We start from the raw sequence: 17,125 nt of genomic DNA on the forward strand, positions 1-17,125 counted from the left end.
ATACTAGGCTTTGACTTCACTCAGATAACTTGTTTTTTTGTTACTATGAATTAAATCAATAGTCTTTAAGAAGTAAAAGTTTTGTGTAAGTAAGATTCTTGCTAAATGGTTATAGTTAAAGAATATTTGTTTCGCATAAAAGTCGCAACAGCTACATTTTAAAGTTATTTTATAGCATAATAGATACTTAAGTTTATAACATTAAGAAAAACCTCTTATTAAGAAATTATGTATATGAAAAATATTAGAAACTTTTCAATAATAGCTCATATTGACCATGGAAAATCAACACTTTCAGATCGATTTATCCAAGTTTGTAATGGCTTGACGGAACGTGAGATGAAAGAACAAGTTCTAGACTCCATGGATATTGAAAGAGAACGGGGAATCACAATTAAAGCACAATCTGTTACTTTAGAATATATTGCTAAAAACGGACAAGCTTATCAACTTAATTTTATCGATACTCCAGGGCATGTTGATTTTTCATATGAGGTTTCTCGCTCATTGGCAGCATGTGAAGGAGCTCTTTTGGTTGTAGATGCCGCTCAAGGGGTAGAAGCGCAAACTGTAGCAAACTGTTATACAGCGATAGAGCAAAATCTAGAGGTTATACCCATATTAAACAAAATCGACTTACCATCAGCAGATCCAGAAAAAGTTGCGGAAGAAATCGAAGAAATTATTGGAATAGACGCAACAGGAGCTACCACGTGTAGTGCAAAGACAGGTATAGGTGTGGAGGATGTTTTAGAAACTATTGTGGCAAAAGTTCCACCTCCAGTTGGTAACCCAGATAATAGGCTACAAGCTTTAATTATAGATTCATGGTTTGATAATTACCTTGGTGTAGTATCTCTTGTTAGAATAAAAAATGGGACCTTGAAAATAGGAGAGAAAATAAAAGTAATGTCCACAGGCAATTCTTATCAAGTTGATAAAGTAGGTGTATTTACTCCTAAAATGAAAGATCTTGATCATTTAAAAGCAGGTGAGGTTGGATTTATCGTCGCTGGGATAAAAGATATACATGGGGCTCCAGTGGGAGATACATTTACACACACCCATAATCCTACCGAAAAGGCTGTACCTGGGTTTAAAAAAGTTCAGCCACAAGTCTACGCGGGAATGTTTACGATAAATTCTGATGACTACCCTGACTTCCGAGAGGCTTTAGAGAAACTCAGTCTAAATGATGCTTCATTATTTTTTGAGCCAGAAGTTTCGCAAGCATTAGGTTTTGGATTTAGGTGTGGTTTCTTGGGTATGTTACATATGGAAATTATCCAAGAGAGGCTAGAAAGGGAATATAACCTGGATTTAATAACTTCAGCACCAACAGTTGTTTATAAAGCAATAAAAAAAGATGGTGAAACAGTGGAGGTTGATAACCCTTCTAAACTACCTGAACCAGGTGCTATACAAGAGATTCAAGAACCTATTGTTAGGGCAAATATATTAGTTCCAAAAGACTATGTTGGAAGTGTAATTACTCTTTGTATAGAGAAAAGAGGTATACAGGTAGACATGAATTATGTAGGTAGTCAGGTTTCTATAACTTATGATTTACCAATGATAGAGGTTGTATCAGATTTCTTTGACACCTTAAAGTCAGCAACTAAAGGCTATGGTTCACTAGACTATGAGCTAATCCGTTATGAGTCAGCAGATATGGTTCGTCTAGATGTATTGATAAATGGAGACAAAGTAGATGCTTTAGCAAGTATTGTTCATAAGGAACAAGCCAAATACAAAGGTAGAGAACTAGTCGAAAGATTAAAAGAACTTATTCCAAGACAAATGTTTGAGGTTGCTATTCAAGCCGCTATAGGCGGTACGATCGTGGCTAGAAGTACAGTCAAAGCTTTACGTAAAAACGTATTAGCTAAATGCTATGGCGGTGATGTTTCACGTAAGAAAAAGCTTTTAGAAAAGCAAAAAGAAGGTAAAAAAAGAATGAAAAATATTGGCTCAGTCGAAATACCTCAAGAGGCTTTTTTATCTGTGCTTAAAAAGTGATATAGGATAAAAAATATGTCCAAAAAAGTAATCGTAGGTATTTCTGGTGGGGTTGACTCTTCTGTATCAGCGTTGTTATTAAAACAGCAAGGCTATAATGTTACCGGTGTTTTTATGAAAAATTGGGAAGAGGATGATACTGATGAATTTTGCTCTGCTGAACAGGACATAAAGGATGCTCAAGCAGTATGTGATTCTATAGGAATACCTTTTAAAAAAATAAATTTCGCTGCTGAGTATTGGGATAATGTTTTTGAACATTTTTTGACCGAATATAAAGCTGGTAGAACACCTAATCCAGACATTCTTTGTAATAAAGAAATTAAGTTTAAAGCTTTTCTAAGCTATGTTCATCTTTTAGGGGGTGAATATATCGCAACAGGACATTACGCTAGAACTAAGGTTGCTGAAGATGGTTTTGTACAATTAGTAAAAGGGTTCGATGATAATAAAGATCAGACTTATTTCCTATATACATTAGGACAGGAACAATTAAAGCAAACCATGTTTCCTATTGGGGACATAACAAAAGAAAAAGTCCGTCAAATAGCGAAAGAAAACAAGCTTGTTACTTTTGATAAAAAAGATAGTACAGGTATTTGCTTTATTGGTGAGCGTAAATTTAAAGATTTTTTATCTAAGTACTTACCAGCTCAGAAGGGTGAAATTCATGATGAGAGTGGTATCAAAATTGGTGAACATGATGGGCTTATGTATTACACCATAGGGCAAAGGCAAGGATTAGGTATAGGTGGTGTGAAAAACCGTCCTGAGATACCTTGGTTTGCAGCAGTAAAGGATCTAGAAAATAATATTTTAATAGCTGTGCAAGGTCATGACCACCCAATGCTTTTTAAAAGTAAATTGCATGCTATAGACTTAAGTTGGATCGCTGGCTTAGCTCCATCAGATAATTTTAGGTGTAGTGCAAAAGTTAGGTATAGACAAAAAGATCAACCATGTGAAGTTACAGTAAACTCTGATGGCTCAGTAAAAGTGTGTTTTGATCAGCCACAAAGAGCAATAACACCAGGACAATCCGTAGTTTTTTATAACAAAGACATTTGTCTAGGTGGTGGAATAATAATCTGAAAAATAGTCGTTAAGCTAAACATTTCTTGATAAGAAAAGGAAAAATTAGCAGTTTTGCGAATTAGCAGAATATTTTAGTTATTGTTAGATGTAGCAGTTGTGCTTGAGGATTCTTTATCAGGTTTGGAGCTATTAGATTTAGTAATAGTGTAATTATCAACACTGCTACCACTACTAACCATATTTGTTACCAAACTATTATCACTATTCAAGCTAGCTAACATTTCCGTGATTTGTGTATCTACTATGGAGGTGTTTTGTTGTTCAGCATTTGGACTCTCATCAACAATCTTTTTCAAATAACCATCAACTTCTTTGGTTACCTTTTTCTGACTTCTATGAACATTTTTTTGTACATATTGAGCTTCATATACTGCATCCATAGTCATATGTGTATATAAATATGCAGGATCTATAACAAAAGGTCTTAATTTTGCATTGTATTTCTTCACTACATCAGGGAAGTCAATAGTGTAAGCGACTTTAATTTGTTTTTTACCTTCAGAATTAGTCACTACCATAGCAACTAGGTTTGCATCTATTTTAAAGTCTCCCCTAACAAGATGATATTGTTGTTGTCTATCCATCATTATTTGTCTAACCGGGGTAGCGTACACATCGCTTATCTTTATAGGCTTGTTAATCGTTGTGATCCCCGCTTTCTCAAGCTGAGAAATAGCATAATTACCACCATAATTATCTTTTTCTAAAAGGATATTCATCTTAATCATTTTAGCCAAGACTTCATTTCTAAAGTCTTTGGTCTGCTGTAAGCTAAAAGCCAGACAAGTACCCGTATCATCCTTTTGAAAACACCCATTTCTTTTATCTACTAAGATAAATAGCTTTTTAGTTTTATCATAATATAACTGGTAGCTAGGTGTATCAGTGCCATGACCAAGGTAAACAAACTGATCATCCGTCAACATATTACAAGAGCTTAGTAAAACAATTAGTAGCACTAAACTAATTTTCTTAAACAATTTAGACATATTACATTCACTTCTAGTATGGTTTTAAAAACAATTTTTGCTTAAGGAGGCTAAAAAGTAAAGCTTTAACTATAAAAAAATTAATAAAATTCTACAATTTAGCATTCTCATTCATCAATTTCCTATATCTTTTTTCTATCATTTGTCTTTTAAGAGCTCCTAAATGATCAAAAAAAGTTATTCCATCAAGGTGATCTATCTCATGTTGTATACAACGAGCTAAAAAACCTTCTTTTATAACCTCTATATCATGACCGAATTCATTTAAGGCTTTAATCTTAATTGTATCGGCTCTTTTGACTTTTGCTGAAACACCTGGAAATGATAAACACCCTTCTTCATCCATGGTTTCACCATGTTTTTCAACAATTTGAGGATTAATTATAGCAATGACATCAGAGTCTGGACTTTCTAAATCATCAACCATAATGAAAAATCTTTTTTTTATGCCAACTTGTATTGCTGCAAGTCCTACACCTCCAGCCTGCTTCATAAGTTGCCGCATCTCATTCAGTGTATCTCTCAATTGAGCATCGATTTCTTCTTTTGCAACTTCTTTTGCGACTTCTTTTAGCACAGGGTGTGGATACTTTAAAATTTGTAAAGACATCACTAAGCTCCTTGGGTTTGTATATCCTCTTTCATTTTTGCCATAGTAATAGCTGCTTGTACACAATACTTCCCCTTATGACCCTTTCTCCCACCAACCCTCTCTAGAGCTTGGTCTTTGTTGTGAGTAGTTAACACACCAAAAATTACAGGTAAGTTATATTGATGCATAACTTTTTGTGTACCGTAACTTACTTGATCACACACATAATCATAATGATCTGTTTCGCCACGAATGACACAACCAAGCAGTATTATAGCATCAAATTTACCAGTTTCAGCAAGTAGTTTAGCAGCATATGGTAATTCAACAGCACCTGGAACTTTATATACCCCAAGTTGATTATCTTTTAAACCTTGAGAATATGCTTCTTCTATAGCACCCTCGAGCATTTTATCTGTTATTAGAGCATTAAACTCACTTACAACTATAGCTAGTTTATTCATATTGATACCTATATACCTTTGATTGTGTGTTTCATTTTATTCTTTTTAGTTATGAGATAGCCTTTATTATGTGAATTTACAAAAGCTTCACATGCAACAGGTTCTGTAGCTATATCAGCCATTCTTAAAGCATTAACTTTTTTAGGATTATTTGAGATTAATCTACATTTATCAATTTTATTGTACTTTAATACTTGTATAGCTAAATCATATTTTCTAGCATCAACAGGCAAACCAAGAGCTATGTTGGCTTCTATAGTATCCATATTATCGCGCATTTGCAAATTATAAGCTTTAAGTTTATTTGTTAAACCAATACCTCGACCCTCTTGGTTCAAATAAATAAGATACCCTCCCTCTTCATTAATCATTTGCATAGCTTTTTTAAGTTGAGCTTGACAATCACAACGTAAAGAGCCAAATAAATCCCCTGTTATACAAGAAGAATGCATTCTAACTAAAGGCTTATCTACGTGGTAAGGTTTAGATAGTACAACAACCTCATCGTTGCTAAATATATCTTTATAGACAGACATTTCAAGCTCACCAACATTAACAAATGGCATAGAAGAGCTAGCTGTTTTTTCAACAAAAATTTCTGTTGCTAAACGGTATTGATATAGTTCAGCAATAGTTAGTATAGGTAAATTATACTTTTGAGCAAAAGTCTCAAGCTCTTCAGCTTTCATCATTGTGCCATCTTTATTCATTAGTTCACATAAGACTCCAACACTGTTAAATCCGCTAAGCTTCATTAAATCAACCGAAGCTTCTGTATGACCATTGCGACCTAAAACCCCCTTATCATTAGCAATTAGGGGGAATATGTGTCCTGGACGAGCTAGATCTTCCGCTTTTGCATTGTATGATGATGCTACTTGAATTGTATGGGCTCTATCTTTTGCTGAAACTCCTGTAGTTACACCCTCCTTTGCTTCTATAGTAACTGTAAAAGGTGTACTAAAAGTACTATTATTTTGATCTGCAGCAACCATCGGAGTTAGATTTAATCTTTTAGCCTGTTTAGAGTCCATAGCTAAACAGACTATACCACTTGTGTGTTCTAACATAAAAGCTATATTTTGTTCGGTTGCCATTTGCCCTGGTAGTATTAGGTCTCCCTCATTCTCACGATCATAGTCATCAAGGACAACTATAGGTTTACCTGATTTAAGTGCTTGTATAGCTTTTACTACGTTATTTTTTATTTGATTAAACATTTTTGAATCCTTGTAGATATTTATAAATGTATTTACCAGTAGCATCAGCTTCTAAGTTTACTACAGAGTTTTTAGTATAGTTTTTTGCAATAGTAGTATCTATGGTGTGTGGTATAAGGGTTACAGTAAAACTTTTATCAAAAACTTCTACAACGGTAATACTCATGCCATCTATAGCTACAAACCCTTTAGGGATTAGATACTCTAAGAACTCTTTTGAAGCTATTATTTCAACGATCCATGCTCCGCCTACATCTTTAATCTCTTTGATAGAGCCTTTTTCATCAATATGTCCCTGAACTGTATGACCTCCGATTAAATCTCCATAGCGTATAGCAAGTTCTGTGTTTACAATATCTCCGATACTTAATTCATTTAAGTTTGTTCTGTCTAGAGTTTCTGGAACAGCATCAAACCTTGCTATAATATGCTCTAAATTAAGATCTGTGACAGTTAGGCAAGTTCCATTTATAGCAACACTATCTCCTATGCTACATTTACTACAATTTTCAAAAGCGATATAAAAAATTTTTATATTATCTCTAATAGCTATTCTTTTTACTGTTCCTAGCTGCTGAACTATTCCACTAAACATTTTAATTATCCTTAATTTTTGAATTTATAAGCAAGTCGCAGCCAATATAACTAGTTTTGTTAATAACTAACTGTTTTTTTGGATTACTATTAGCTACCAATACAGGTGATACATATGTTATAAACTCATTAATTGCACCTACGGTAGCAAAACTTCTTATTAGTTTCATACCGCCCTCCAAAAGCACGCTCGTTATTCCAGCATCAGCCATTTTTTTTAATAAGCTATTTATACATATCTTGTCTTTTTGAGCTGGTATTATCCAAAATTCAATATTTAAATCTTGTAATGTTTGTTTTGCTAAATTAGTTATATTTGAGCATACAAAGACTGTTTTTGCGCAGGTCTGATCTAGAATCTGCCAATTTAGGTCTATTTCTTTTATTTCAGTAAATACAATAATCTTAATAGGGTGAACGATCATGTTTATGTCTAAGCGAACGTTTAATTTAGGATTATCTTCAAATAGAGTATTTTTACCAACAATTATAGCATCACAAATATTTCGTAGCTGGTGTGTGTGTATAGCTGCTTTATCAGAGCTGATTTTTCTTGAATCGCCAGCATTAACAGTAGTTTTACCATCTAAAGACATTGCCCACTTAGCAAATACATAGGGTGTTTGATACTGTTGGTAGTAGAAAAATATTTTATTTAATTCTTGTGCTTGCTTTTCTAAAATACCTGTTTTAACTTTAATTCCAGCTTCTTTTAACTGCCGAATACCTTTACCACTAACTTGAGGATTAGGGTCAAGAGTCGCTATTACAACCTCTTTCACTTGAGCTTCTATCAAAGCATTTGTACAGGGTCCTGTTTTACCTGTGTAGCAACATGGCTCTAAAGTAACATAAATAGTAGAACCTTTAATTTGTTCACCAGCCTGCTTAATAGCCAAACATTCAGCATGAGCTTGCCCAGCTCTAACATGCCAACCCTCAGCTATTATTTTACCATTTTTAACAGCTATACAACCAACCATAGGGTTTGGAGATACAGTAAGTTTTCCCCTAGCAGCTAGAGCTAAAGCTTGTTGCATATAATATTGGTCAATATTTTTCATTAGCCACTTTGTTTTGTAATTAGCAAATAAGGGCAGAAAGATAAGCATAGGTATACAGCTCTATTTACTAAAGCATACATAAGCTTTAGCTGAAATAAACTTAGCTATAAATGTGCCAACATTACTATCTTCTTTCATCCAGACTTTAACTGTCGGCTTTGGATTTTCACCAAATCTGCTAGTCCTCTTACAAAGTTGCAAGAGCGCTCGCGGGCTTCTTGTATATAATAATAAAGTTACCGCCGGTAGGGAATTTCGCCCTGCCCTGAAGATTTACTAAGAATTATATCATCAAAGGGCAAAAATAATAAATGTCTAAGGAATAAAATTAATTATTGCTCATACATTTATTTTACGTCACTAAAAAACTTTAGTATAAAAACCTTAAAAAGTTTATGTATTCTCAGCACAACAAATTATCTTAACCAACCGTAGTAATTTGCTGACACCAAAATAAGGATAAATATACATTGCGGTTTTATACTTCATAGAGTAATAGTAAGAAATTATAAAGCTGTCAACCATTTTTTTAAAAAACTCAACTTTTAATACAAATTGCATTAAATATTGATTTTAATCAATAAATTTTGCTATATAAGTGCATAACTATTATAATTTATTTTATAACTACGTGATCCGGAGAATTGCAATGAAACAAGTGGTTGATAAAAATATTATTGAAGCTACAAGATATTTTATAGCATTAGTTGAAATGGGTTCCTACACTGCTGTAAAAAATTTTTACTCTGTAGAGTTGAATACTGTTAAGAGTAAACTCGAAGCTTTAGAAAAATTCTTAGATATAAACCTTTATCAAAATGTCCACAATAAGATAGTTATAACTAAAAATGGAATGAAATACTATCACTCATGTCATAAGTTGTATTTTGATCTTGAAGGTATTATCAATAGAGTAAAATATAAAGGTCTAGATAACTCTTTCTCTATACGCATCTTAAGTACTCGCGCTGGTTTAAATTTTACTATTCCGTATGTTTTACCTAAATTAAATGAAATAAATTCAGCTTACACATTTACTTTTGATAGCTATTTTTTATATCAAAATAAAAGTTACCACTATCAATTAGATAATTATGATATTGCTCTTATAAACTCTAAAGATTTACATGTAATTGATCAAGATCGGTGGATAGTATGTTATACAATTGATTCATCTAATATTCGTTCCAACCTCTACGCAAAAAAACAATTCATTGAAAAAAATAATATCAATGGTCCAGATAGTATTGCTAAAGCGCCTTTTATATTTAGACGTGATGAGATGATTAATCATAGTTTTAGCTTCCAAGATGACAAAAAAGATATAAGTTACCCCATAAACAACATAAAATATTTCGTTGAGGACGATACCCTTAAAGTAAAATTTGTAGAAAGTGGCTTAGGAATTTGTGTTTTACCTGAAAATACAGCAAAACTTTTATTAGAAGGCAAAGAGGAAATAATTAAAATAGAAGGACTAACGTCGGATACATTTACGGAAGAGCAGCTTATAATTGTATCTAAATATTTAACTGATAGGAAAAAAATTATTTCTGTTATGAGAGAGTGCTTTGATAGTTATTTAAAAACTTGGGGGGCGTTATCCTAACTACCAAGTTATCGTAAAAAAACAGGCGGATAAAACTATTATCTAAGAAATAATAATACAATAATTCAAGCTTTCCTAAACCCAACATAAACATTGAAAGTACAATCTAGCTATGAATTTGAGATATGATACGGATTATAGCAACAATTGGCTCCTTTATACCTTCTTCAAAAAAACCAATTTAATAGGTTTATCTTATTGCTATAATTAGAAACCAATAGAGTATCTAATTTAATTAATATGCAAGATCTATACCATGTAATCGGCTATCCAGTTAAACATAGTCTTTCACCTAAAATCCAGATGGAGCTGGCTAAGCAATATAATCAAAATATGCTTTTTACAGCTATAGAAGTTGCACCAGAAGACTTAGAACAAAAAATCAAAGAGTTTAAAGCTAACCCACAAGTAAAAGGTTTAAGTGTAACAATCCCACATAAGGAAAAAGTTTTTGAACTATGTGATGATGCTGATGATGTAGCCACAGATGTTAAAGCAGCTAGTAACGTTGTATTTAGACCTGACCGTAAAATGATTGCATTAAATTATGATGGTTTGGGAATAGTTAACGATATAAAAAACAATCATCAAATAAACTTTCAAAATAAAAATATTCTTGTGGTAGGAGCAGGTGGTGCAGCTAAAGCTGTGATAGCTGCAATTATAAAAGAAAAACCTAAATCCTTAACTATAACAAACCGTACTAAAGAAAAAGCTCTAAAGGTTAAAAAATTATTTGAATACAAATACGGCATTGAAATTGAAGATTTTGAAAATATTTCAAAAAGTTTTGATATAGTCATTAACTCAACTTCCTCAAGTATAGCTAAAGAACTTTTACCATTAACTCCAAAGAATTTTAATAAAAATGCTTTAGCTTATGATCTTATGTATTCCAAAACAGGTACAGTCTTTACGCAATGGTGTCAAAATAATAATATAAAAGCCATAGATGGTAAAGGAATGTTACTTGAGCTTACCAAAGCAATTTTTAAATATTGGCGAGGGATTTAAAACATATGTTCTAGTTGTGATAAAATATAGATAACGAAAATTTTGACATGAAAATGTCTTGTATAGGTTAGTAGAGTTGGACAAAAAAATTTTATTTCTAGGGGTTGGTGGTATAGGTGTTTCAGCTTTAGCTATAGCAGCTAAAAAGCTTGGAGCAATAGTTGCTGGATATGATAGCAAACCAAGCAAACTTACTATTAGACTAGAATCTCTAGGAGTTAAAGTCTTTTCTACTCCTTCTGAGGTCCGCATAAAAGACTATGATATGGTCGTTTATTCTAGCGCTATTACTGATAAGCATCCTTTATTAGCCAAAGCCCTCCAGCTTAATATACATTGTCTACATAGAGCTATGTTTCTAGCTATATTAATGCAAGATTTTAAATATAGTATCGCAATTACAGGAACACACGGAAAAACAACTACATCAAGTGTATTAGCTACATTATTACAACAATTAAACCCCACTAGTAGTTTTGTTGTAGGAGGTGTAGTCAAGCATACTAATTCAAACATAGAAATAAATGGTACAGATGACCTAATTATAGAAGCAGATGAAAGTGATGCTTCCTTTTTACATCTAAATCCGACTAGTATCATAGTTACAAATATAGACAAAGATCATATGGCTACGTATAAAAATAGTTATGATAATTTACTGAAAAATTTCTATGTATTCTTATTCAAGCAGAGTGTCGAAATTATCTACTTGTGTATAGATGATAAAGGATGCCAAGATTTATTGGGAAAATATAGCTTTGAAGGTAAGAAAATAACCACATATGGATTTTCAAATGATGCTGATGTTAAGATTTTAACCTACCAAATAGAAGATAATTTAACTAAATTTAGCATTTATTATAAACAGCTAAAATTAGACTTCTGTACCAGTTTACCAGGTAGATATAATGTTTTAAATACAACAGCTGGTGTAGTAAGCTGTTTGGATTTAGGTTTTAAGTATGACCAAATTAAAAAAGCTCTTGAACAAGTAGCTGGAGTAGCAAGAAGATTTGATACATATACTAAGACTATTTTAAGCTATACAGTACAAGTGATTGATGACTACGGGCATCACCCCGTTGAAGTCACGAATTGCCTAAGTGCAGTTAAAGATAAGTACCCTGATAAAAAAATTATCCATATATTTCAGCCTCATCGCTACAGTAGAAATAGAGATCTATTTGAAGATTGGCCTAAAGCTTTAGCGGTAGCGGATAAACTTATATTACTTCCAACATACTCTGCAGGAGAGGATATTATATACGGTGCAACTAGTTTAGACTTATCAAAACAGTTATCAAATTGTATTTTGGTAGAAGATTTCAACCAAGCAATATCAGCACTGAAAAATGTTATTGATGAGAACAGTATAGTTTTAGTTCAGGGAGCTGGAGATGTAACAAATCTAGTGGAGATGTTAGGTGAGTAGTTTAGAAAAAGGAATATTATATATAGTTGCAACACCTATCGGAAATCTCCAAGATATAACATTTAGAGCGATAGAAATATTAAAAAAAGTAGAAATTATATTAGCTGAGGATACTAGAGTAACTAGTAAATTACTATCTACTCTAAGTATTAGAAACCAACAAATACTAATATCATGCCATGACTTTAATGAAGAACAACGCATAGAGCAAGTAAAACAACTCTTAGATGATAATAAAAATATAGCTCTTGTTAGTGACGCTGGTACTCCTTTAATATCCGATCCAGGTTATAAAATTGTAGTTACTTTACGTAGAGATGGTTATACAATAGTACCAATTCCTGGAGCTAGTGCTGTGATTACAGCTCTATCAGCATCAGGATTACCATCAAATAGCTTTGTTTTTAAAGGTTTTTTATCATCTAAAAAAAATAAAAGGCAACAAGAACTAGAAAGCTTTATTAAACTAAACTCTACCGTGATAATTTATGAATCAGTTCATCGAATTCGATACTTATTAGATGATATTAGTGAGATTTTACCAGCCTGTAATATAGTTGTTGTCAAAGAATTAACTAAGCAGTTTGAACAATTTCTAAGTGGAAAAGCTTATGAAATAAAAAAATATTTTGTGGATAACCCTGATAGACTAAAAGGAGAATTTGTTATTCTTTTAGATTGTAATAAGAGCAATCAATTAAATATAGAGTCTAATATTGATCAAGAAACCTTTTTGAAAGAGTTATTGCTAGAACTTCCTCTTAATAAGGCTGTTAAAATAACAACTAAAGTTTTAAATTTGAAAAAAAATGAAGTATATGAAAAAGCATTACAATTTAAAAAGAGGTTGGAAAATTAAGATGTTTAAAAGGTCTATATACACTTTTAATAAAATGTTAAGATACAAAAGAGAGCTAAAGAGTATCAAAAAAGAGCATACTCTGGAGAGTATTATACAGCTCGAACCGGAGTTTCTAAAACAAAAAGGTATAAAGTATTTGGCTTTAGACTTCGATGGGGTATTAGCTAGTCATGGTAAACCACAAATATATCCAGAGGTAAAAACATGGCTGGATAGCTTTGCTTCAAAATTTGGCGAAGAAAGGATTTTTATTCTTTCAAATAAACCTACTAATGAAAGGTTAAAATATTTTAGAAAAATTTATCCACAAATCCGATTCATATCAGGCGTTGCTAAAAAACCTTACCCTGAGGGACTTTTAAAAATACAAGATTTGTTAAAATGTGATACAAAAGAAATAGCTTTAGTGGATGATAGATTACTTACAGGGTGTTTGGCTTGTATAATTGCTGGAAGCTACCCAATATTAATCACTAAGCCATATGTTGATAGACAAAACTACTCTAAAGAGGAGAGATTTTTTAATTTCTTACGCTATTGGGAGCAAAAGCTGTTTTTATAAACCCAAAGTCTCTAGTATTTTGGTATAACATTGCTTAATATTGTTGTTAGCGGACTTTAAACTGAATTTTTGATATGAAAAAAGCCATATTTCTAGCTATATTTACATGTATGTTTTTACCAGCATTTGCAAGCTATACTTTTTCACAAACTTTTTTTGATGATTATAATCCTCAAACAGAAAACAACTTTGCAACTAAAGAAGAAGATTATCGCGACGATAGCAAGCTAAAAAAGTATGGTGAAAATTATGATATTGAAGATGCTGAAGATTATGGTTGTAAATATGATATCTCAGGGCAACTTAGATGTTGGAAATATAAGTTAAAAGACACAAGTCAACCAAAAAAAAGTAAGGAAAAAGTAACTAAACCATCCACTAATATTAATCATTTAAAAATAAAAGAAATTAGTAGAGGAGCAGATTTCAATTGTGCTTTAGATAATGGCGATGATTTATATTGTTGGGGACATAATGATAGAGGTCAGTTAGGACGCAAAACGAAAAAAGAACATATTGATGTGCCACTAAAAATCCCTACTGAAATTAAGTTTAAAAAAATATATACAAAAGCTCATTACGCATGTGCTTTAGACGGCAATAGCCACGCTTACTGTTGGGGAGATGGTACTTTCGGAGAAGTTGGTAATGGTGAAAAAGGAATTTTTAAAACTCCTCAGAAAGTTAAAACAGAGAAACAGTTTAGTCATTTAGTTATGGCGACAACTTACACTTGTGGTGTAACCAAAGATACAAATGAAATCTACTGCTGGGGTAAAGGTGTAAAAGGTAACTCTAGTACCTCTAACCTTGATTCTAGTATTCCCATTAAAATCTAAATATGCAAAAACATTCAAATAAATTTATTACAAATTCTCAAAATTCTAAAATTATTACGGAAATTATTAACCAGCTTGATGAATGCGACGAATTTATTATAAGCGTAGCATTTATTACTCTTAGTGGAGTTATTTGTATACTAGGATCATTACGCCACTTAAAACTTAAAAAAGTAAAAGGTAAGATTCTAACTGGATGCTATTTAAATTTTACCGAACCTAAAGCTATAGAGAAGTTGCTAGAATTTAACAATATAGAACTAAAAATTCTCGACTCTGAGAATTTTCATGCAAAAGGTTTTTTCTTTCGTAAAGCAGATAACTGGCATATTATGATAGGCAGTGCAAATCTGACACAATCTGCTCTTACCGTTAATAGTGAATGGAATCTACTCTTTAGTACTAATTGCCAAGATAGTGTAGTCAAACAACTTTTAGCAGAATTCAATAAACTTTTCGACCAAGCTAAAAAAGCTTTGGTTGTACTTGAAGATTACCGTATAAACTATCAAAATACGAAAAGGCTTTTTTATTTTAGCGATTTGAAGAAAACTAAACCTATCTCACCAAACGCTATTCAAAGCCAAGCTCTAGAAAACTTAAAGTCTCTAAGATCTAATAATATAGGTAAAGCCTTGATAATCAGTGCAACTGGCACAGGCAAAACTTTTTTAAGCGCATTTGATGTTAGTTTGGTTAAGCCAAAACGATGTTTATTTATAGTACATAGGACTAATATTGCCACTAAAGCAAAAGAAACTTTTGCAAAAATCATTAAAGATAAAGAATTAGGGCTTTATACGGGAAGTAGTAAATCTCAGGCTGATTATTTGTTTGCGACAATTCAAACTCTTAAAGATCCAAAAGCTTTTATTAGCTTTCAGGTTGATGAATTTGATTATATAATTATTGATGAAGTCCACCATGCTGAAGCTAATAGTTATAAAAAAATTCTTAATTATTTTAAACCAAAATTTCTTCTAGGGATGACAGCGACACCTGAACGTACCGATACAGGCGATATATTTAAGCTATTTGATTATAATATTGCTTATGAGATTAGATTACATCAAGCTTTAGAACAAGATTTACTTTGTCCTTTTCACTATTTTGCTATTGAGGATTTTTACCTTGAGTCTGAAAAGGTATTAGCTAAAGATTTTACTAAATTAACAAGTGATTTTCGTATAAACCATATTATGGAGAAAATGAATTTTTATGGATTTAGTGGTCAGCACAGGGCTGCTTTGATGTTTGTTAGTAATGTTGATGAAGCAAAAGAGTTAGCAACTAAACTTAATCAAAAAGGTATAAAATCACAAGCTTTAACTAGCCAAGATTCAGAGTATACAAGGGATTTAGCTATATCAAAACTTGAAAGTTATAGTTTAGAAGTGATTGTAACGGTGGATATTTTCAATGAAGGAATTGATATTCCTTGTGTTAACCAAGTTGTCTTACTTCGTCCAACTCAAAGTAGTATTGTTTATATTCAACAACTAGGTAGAGGACTTAGAAAATTCGAAAATAAAAAATTTGTTGTAGTCCTAGATTTTATTGCTAATTATGAAAATAATTTCTTGATACCTATAGCCCTAAGCCAAGATAACAGCTATGACAAAGATCAACTTAAAAAGTTTGTTGTTTCACCAAATAATTATATTAGTGGTAAGAGCACCATAACTTTCACGAATATTGCTAAAGAGCTAATTTATAGAAATATCCAAAGAACTAATTTCTCACAGTTAAAAAATATAAAAAGAGATTATATTCAGTTAAAAAAAGAGTTAGGTAGAATACCTACTTTAGTTGACTTTGAAAAACATAAATTTATTGCTCCTGAGGTTATTTTATCAGCAAAGGACACCTATTACGATATTCTTAAAACTTTCAAAGAAGATATACCAAATCTAAATGAGCAAGAATATAAGGTTTTAAAATTTATCTCAAAAGAGTTTACACCAGCAAAAAGGTTGTACGAAATTTTGATTTTGGAAGAGCTTCTAGAAAAACCTCTCTTAGAAATTAAAACTTTAGAAACCTTAGTAACAAAAGAAATAGAAAACTTTAACACAGAAAGTTTTCAAAACGCTTTACAGCACTTATCTCTAAAAATATTTACAGTTAACGCTGGTAGACAAGAATATGCACCTTTAATAAGTTTAAAAGACAAAAACATATTCCTTTTACCTCATAGTACTATAGTTAGCAATAGCTTCTTAAATCAACAGGTACAAGATCTACTGGTTTATAATAAACTTATTTATCAGCAAAAGTATCATAAAAATAAGCTCAATGGCTTGTCTCTGTATGCTAAATACTCTAAAAAAGATATTGCTCACTTACTTAATCAAGATTATACAAATGGCGGAGTCAATTTGGCTGGTTATAGATTCTTTGATGATAAAGCTCTGCTATTTATGACTTTTGATGAGAATAAAAAATTTAGCCAGCATAGTAATAAATTTCTTTCAGACACAGCATTTACATTTTATTCTAAAAAGAACAAATCTCTAGAGGATAAGCAAGAAAAAACTTTAGCTGAGGATAGAATCATAAGCTATGTATTTGCTAGAATAGATAAAAATGATAACTATTATTATTTAGGCGAGATAGCTAAATGTATAGAAGCTAGAGAACTAAGCTCCAGCAAAGCTATTAAATACACTTTTGAGCTGTCCAAAAAATTACCAGCTGATCTGTGGTCATATTTTAAAACCGTTTATAAAAACCAAGATAATATTGACTAAACCACCTTTAATATTTAAAT

Annotated in this window: 15 protein-coding genes and 1 riboswitch; of the genes, 9 read left to right on the forward strand and 6 right to left on the reverse strand. The window is 31.9% G+C overall.

All coding sequences use genetic code 11. The annotated features are described in order from the left end of the window. Positions 1 to 234 precede the first annotated feature (234 nt). Positions 235 to 2,019 carry a translation elongation factor 4 gene (gene lepA / locus SD28_RS00970; RefSeq protein WP_039123211.1) on the forward strand — a complete coding sequence of 595 codons (1,785 nt, stop codon included), beginning with the start codon at positions 235 to 237 and terminating at the stop codon, positions 2,017 to 2,019. Between the two features lie 15 nt (positions 2,020 to 2,034). After that, the gene (mnmA, locus tag SD28_RS00975) at positions 2,035 to 3,111 is read left to right on the forward strand and encodes a tRNA 2-thiouridine(34) synthase MnmA (RefSeq protein ID WP_039123213.1); all 1,077 of its coding nucleotides are present in this window, start codon (positions 2,035 to 2,037) and stop codon (positions 3,109 to 3,111) included. Positions 3,112 to 3,185: 74 nt separating this feature from the next. Here the strand turns inward: mnmA and SD28_RS00980 are convergent, their stop codons facing one another. The 6 genes from SD28_RS00980 to ribD form a co-directional block, all read right to left on the reverse strand. Continuing rightward, positions 3,186 to 4,103 carry an FTN_0109 family protein gene (locus tag SD28_RS00980; protein WP_039123215.1) on the reverse strand — a complete coding sequence of 306 codons (918 nt, stop codon included), beginning with the start codon at positions 4,101 to 4,103 and terminating at the stop codon, positions 3,186 to 3,188. A 91-nt stretch (positions 4,104 to 4,194) separates the two neighbouring features. Further along, positions 4,195 to 4,713, reverse strand: a complete 519-nt coding sequence (def, locus tag SD28_RS00985) for a peptide deformylase (protein ID WP_039123217.1) — start codon at positions 4,711 to 4,713, stop codon at positions 4,195 to 4,197. A 2-nt stretch (positions 4,714 to 4,715) separates the two neighbouring features. Then, positions 4,716 to 5,159 carry a 6,7-dimethyl-8-ribityllumazine synthase gene (ribH, locus tag SD28_RS00990; protein ID WP_039123218.1) on the reverse strand — a complete coding sequence of 148 codons (444 nt, stop codon included), beginning with the start codon at positions 5,157 to 5,159 and terminating at the stop codon, positions 4,716 to 4,718. Between the two features lie 8 nt (positions 5,160 to 5,167). Then, positions 5,168 to 6,379 (reverse strand): 3,4-dihydroxy-2-butanone-4-phosphate synthase, encoded by a 1,212-nt coding sequence (gene ribB, locus SD28_RS00995; RefSeq protein ID WP_039123220.1) that lies wholly within the window; start codon positions 6,377 to 6,379, stop codon positions 5,168 to 5,170. After that, positions 6,372 to 6,974 (reverse strand): riboflavin synthase, encoded by a 603-nt coding sequence (locus SD28_RS01000; RefSeq protein WP_039123221.1) that lies wholly within the window; start codon positions 6,972 to 6,974, stop codon positions 6,372 to 6,374. Before SD28_RS01000 ends, ribB begins: the two co-directional genes overlap by 8 nt. A gap of 1 nt (position 6,975) precedes the next feature. Beyond that, complete coding sequence (gene ribD, locus SD28_RS01005; protein ID WP_039123224.1) at positions 6,976 to 8,037, reverse strand: bifunctional diaminohydroxyphosphoribosylaminopyrimidine deaminase/5-amino-6-(5-phosphoribosylamino)uracil reductase RibD; 1,062 nt, start codon at positions 8,035 to 8,037, stop codon at positions 6,976 to 6,978. Positions 8,038 to 8,159: 122 nt separating this feature from the next. Further along, a riboswitch (FMN riboswitch) is annotated at positions 8,160 to 8,314 on the reverse strand. Positions 8,315 to 8,686: 372 nt separating this feature from the next. Here ribD and SD28_RS07845 point away from each other — a divergent pair. The 7 genes from SD28_RS07845 (at position 8,687) to SD28_RS01040 (ending at position 17,105) form a co-directional block, all read left to right on the forward strand. After that, complete coding sequence (locus tag SD28_RS07845) at positions 8,687 to 9,646, forward strand: LysR family transcriptional regulator (RefSeq protein WP_069774102.1); 960 nt, start codon at positions 8,687 to 8,689, stop codon at positions 9,644 to 9,646. Between the two features lie 240 nt (positions 9,647 to 9,886). Further along, the gene (gene aroE, locus SD28_RS01015) at positions 9,887 to 10,660 is read left to right on the forward strand and encodes a shikimate dehydrogenase (protein WP_039123226.1); all 774 of its coding nucleotides are present in this window, start codon (positions 9,887 to 9,889) and stop codon (positions 10,658 to 10,660) included. Between the two features lie 76 nt (positions 10,661 to 10,736). Beyond that, complete coding sequence (gene murC, locus SD28_RS01020; protein ID WP_039123227.1) at positions 10,737 to 12,092, forward strand: UDP-N-acetylmuramate--L-alanine ligase; 1,356 nt, start codon at positions 10,737 to 10,739, stop codon at positions 12,090 to 12,092. Then, a complete protein-coding gene (gene rsmI, locus SD28_RS01025) occupies positions 12,085 to 12,951 on the forward strand; it encodes a 16S rRNA (cytidine(1402)-2'-O)-methyltransferase (RefSeq protein ID WP_039123228.1) in 867 nt (288 codons plus the stop codon). Before murC ends, rsmI begins: the two co-directional genes overlap by 8 nt. Before the next feature lies 1 nt (position 12,952). Further along, on the forward strand, positions 12,953 to 13,516 hold the full coding sequence (locus SD28_RS01030; RefSeq protein WP_039125679.1) for a YqeG family HAD IIIA-type phosphatase: 564 nt from the start codon (positions 12,953 to 12,955) through the stop codon (positions 13,514 to 13,516). A gap of 74 nt (positions 13,517 to 13,590) precedes the next feature. After that, positions 13,591 to 14,355, forward strand: a complete 765-nt coding sequence (locus SD28_RS01035; RefSeq protein ID WP_039123231.1) for an RCC1 domain-containing protein — start codon at positions 13,591 to 13,593, stop codon at positions 14,353 to 14,355. 2 nt (positions 14,356 to 14,357) lie between these two features. Further along, complete coding sequence (locus tag SD28_RS01040; RefSeq protein ID WP_039123233.1) at positions 14,358 to 17,105, forward strand: DUF3427 domain-containing protein; 2,748 nt, start codon at positions 14,358 to 14,360, stop codon at positions 17,103 to 17,105. The last annotated feature ends 20 nt before the right edge of the window (positions 17,106 to 17,125 follow it).

Origin of the sequence: Allofrancisella guangzhouensis (assembly GCF_000815225.1) — a bacterium.
GTDB classification, from domain to species: domain Bacteria; phylum Pseudomonadota; class Gammaproteobacteria; order Francisellales; family Francisellaceae; genus Francisella; species Francisella guangzhouensis.

Excerpts from the sequence above, each read along its gene's own strand:
- def (WP_039123217.1), bottom strand. The coding sequence starts at position 4,713 with ATGTCTTTACAAATTTTAAAGTATCCACACCCTGTGCTAAAAGAAGTC.
- SD28_RS01030 (WP_039125679.1), top strand. The coding sequence starts at position 12,953 with ATGTTTAAAAGGTCTATATACACTTTTAATAAAATGTTAAGATACAAA.
- SD28_RS01035 (WP_039123231.1), top strand. The coding sequence starts at position 13,591 with ATGAAAAAAGCCATATTTCTAGCTATATTTACATGTATGTTTTTACCA.
- ribH (WP_039123218.1), bottom strand. The coding sequence starts at position 5,159 with ATGAATAAACTAGCTATAGTTGTAAGTGAGTTTAATGCTCTAATAACA.
- SD28_RS01040 (WP_039123233.1), top strand. The coding sequence starts at position 14,358 with ATGCAAAAACATTCAAATAAATTTATTACAAATTCTCAAAATTCTAAA.
- ribB (WP_039123220.1), bottom strand. The coding sequence starts at position 6,379 with ATGTTTAATCAAATAAAAAATAACGTAGTAAAAGCTATACAAGCACTT.
- SD28_RS01000 (WP_039123221.1), bottom strand. The coding sequence starts at position 6,974 with ATGTTTAGTGGAATAGTTCAGCAGCTAGGAACAGTAAAAAGAATAGCT.
- aroE (WP_039123226.1), top strand. The coding sequence starts at position 9,887 with ATGCAAGATCTATACCATGTAATCGGCTATCCAGTTAAACATAGTCTT.
- mnmA (WP_039123213.1), top strand. The coding sequence starts at position 2,035 with ATGTCCAAAAAAGTAATCGTAGGTATTTCTGGTGGGGTTGACTCTTCT.
- SD28_RS00980 (WP_039123215.1), bottom strand. The coding sequence starts at position 4,103 with ATGTCTAAATTGTTTAAGAAAATTAGTTTAGTGCTACTAATTGTTTTA.
- ribD (WP_039123224.1), bottom strand. The coding sequence starts at position 8,037 with ATGAAAAATATTGACCAATATTATATGCAACAAGCTTTAGCTCTAGCT.
- SD28_RS07845 (WP_069774102.1), top strand. The coding sequence starts at position 8,687 with ATGAAACAAGTGGTTGATAAAAATATTATTGAAGCTACAAGATATTTT.
- lepA (WP_039123211.1), top strand. The coding sequence starts at position 235 with ATGAAAAATATTAGAAACTTTTCAATAATAGCTCATATTGACCATGGA.